The 2401-nt window shown below is 65.9% G+C and carries 2 protein-coding genes; both read left to right on the top strand.

Annotated elements, in window-relative coordinates:
• The coding region (locus tag EOD07_RS30965) for a 50S ribosomal protein L11 methyltransferase (RefSeq protein ID WP_206519611.1) at positions 1-245 on the top strand (245 nt) is incomplete at its 5' end.
• A 98-nt stretch (positions 246-343) separates the two neighbouring features.
• Positions 344-2188, top strand: coding sequence for an aminopeptidase P family protein (locus EOD07_RS30970; RefSeq protein ID WP_127237998.1), 1845 nt, complete (start codon positions 344-346; stop codon positions 2186-2188).
• The last annotated feature ends 213 nt before the right edge of the window (positions 2189-2401 follow it).

The following is a 2401-nucleotide window of genomic DNA, read 5'->3' on the forward strand; positions in this document are numbered from 1 at the left end:
TCCATCATCCGATCTTCGCCAGGCGCGCGCCTTTCGACCTCGTCGTCGCCAACATCCTGGCCCGGCCGCTGATGCGGCTCGCGCCCGAAATGGCCAAACACGTCAGGCTCGGCGGCTCGCTGGTGCTCTCCGGCATCCTCGACCGGCAGCGCGATGCGGTGATCTCGGCCTATGTCGGCCAAGCCTTCCGCCACGTTCGCACCTTGCATCGCGAGGGCTGGGTGACCATCCACCTCAAGCGCTGAGATCGGCTTGCATCCAGCAGGTCTGGCCCTGCCGAAATCGATTCCGGTTTTCAAGATCATGCGCTACGGTCGCCGCAAGCCACTCGAGGGAGCCCAAAATGTTCCAGACCTTTGATTCCGCAGGCGATCCGGCCATCGGTAAGCCGCGCGCGGCGCTGCTGCGGCAATGGCTGGCCGAGAATGGCCTGGATGGCTTCCTTGTCCCCCGCGCGGACGAGCATCAGGGCGAATATGTCGCCGACCGCTCGGCGCGGCTGAAATGGCTGACCGGCTTCTCCGGTTCGGCCGGTGTCGCGATCGTGTTGCGCGACCGCGCCTTCATCTTCGTCGACGGCCGCTACACGCTGCAGGTGCGCAATGAGGTCGATCTTTCGATCTTCACCGTCGAAAGCCTCATCGACAATCCGCCGGCCTCCTGGATTAAGGACAATCTCGGCAAGGGCGCAAGGCTCGGCTTCGATCCATGGCTGCACACGATCGGCGAGATCAAGGCGCTGAAGGCCTCGGCCGAGCAATCCGGCGCGACCCTGGTGCCGCTCGACCAGAACCCCATCGACATCATCTGGACGGACCAGCCGGAACCGCCGCGCGCGCCGGTCGAGATCCATCCGCAAAACCTTGCCGGCGAGCTGGCGAAGGACAAGCTGGCGCGGCTGGCGAGGGCGATCGAAAAGGATGGCGCCACCCATGCGGTGCTGACCGATCCCTCCTCGATCGCCTGGGCCTTCAACATCCGTGGCGGCGACGTGCCGCACACGCCGCTGGCGCTGGGCTTCGCCATCCTCGCCGCCGACGGCAAGCATCAGCTGTTCATGGACCAGCGCAAATTCTCGCGGCAGGTCGCGGCCTATCTTACCCAGCTTGCCGATCCGCATGATCCAGGCGAATTCGAAGCCGCCATCGCCGATCTCGCCAAGAACGGCGGCAAGATCGCGCTCGACCCGGTGCTGGCGGCGGAGAAGCTCCGCATGCTGGTCGAGGACAATGGCGGCAAGGTCGTCTTAGCGGCCGACCCGGCGCGTATTCCCCGCGCGACCAAGAACCAGGCCGAGATCGCCGGCAGCCGCGCCGCGCATCGCCGCGACGGCGCCGCGGTCGCCAAGCTGCTGTGCTGGCTCGACCGTCAGAAGCCCGGCACGCTCGACGAAATCGCCGTCGTCACCAAGCTGGAGGAAGTGCGCCGCCATACCGGCGAGGAAACGCAGATGCCGCTGCGCGACGTCTCCTTCGACACGATTTCGGGCGCCGGCCCGAACGGGGCCATCATGCATTACCGTGTCTCGCGCGCCACCAGCCGCAAGCTCGAGAGCGGCGAGCTGTTCCTGCTCGATTCCGGCGGCCAGTATCAGGACGGCACCACCGACATCACCCGCACCGTGCCGATCGGTGAGCCGACGCAGGAGATGCGCGAGCGCTTCACGCTGGTGCTGAAGGGCATGATCGGCATCTCGACGCTGCGTTTCCCCGCCGGCACGCGCGGCTCGGAGATCGACGCCGTTGCGCGCATGGCGCTGTGGAAGCATGGCTGCGACTTCGCCCATGGCACCGGCCACGGCGTCGGCTCCTACCTTGCCGTGCATGAAGGCCCGCAGCGCATCGCCCGCACCGGCACCGAAAAACTGCTGGCCGGCATGATGCTGTCCAATGAGCCGGGCTACTACAAGGAAGGCGCCTACGGCATCCGCATCGAGAACCTGATCCTGGTCACGCCGGCCGAGCAGATCGAGGGCGGCGACATCGCCATGCACAGCTTCGAGACCCTGACGCTGGCGCCGATCGACAAGCGGCTGATCCGCACCGACCTGCTGCACCGGGACGAGTTGCAATGGCTCGACCGCTATCACGCCCGGGTGCTGGCCGAGATCGGCCCGATGGTCGACGGCGAGACGCTGGCCTGGCTGGAGAAAGCCACCGCACCGCTACCGCACGACGCGAAGATTTGAGATTAGCTTCTTTCTCCCCGTTCACGTTGCGCTGTGCACACATCTTCTTTGACTGGCGTGACTGATCAGGCCCGAGGCTTGATTGTCAGGTGGTTCCCCCAATCCGTCGCTGCTTCGCAGCGCCACCTTTCCCCCCTCCGGAGGGAAAGGAAAGGAGCCTTGCTGGACGCGCGCTGACGGTAAAAAGCTTGGCGCCCTTCCTCTCCCCCGTCG

Source organism: Mesorhizobium sp. M2C.T.Ca.TU.002.02.1.1 (genome assembly GCF_003997225.1).

Excerpts from the sequence above, each read along its gene's own strand:
- EOD07_RS30970 (WP_127237998.1), top strand. The coding sequence starts at position 344 with ATGTTCCAGACCTTTGATTCCGCAGGCGATCCGGCCATCGGTAAGCCG.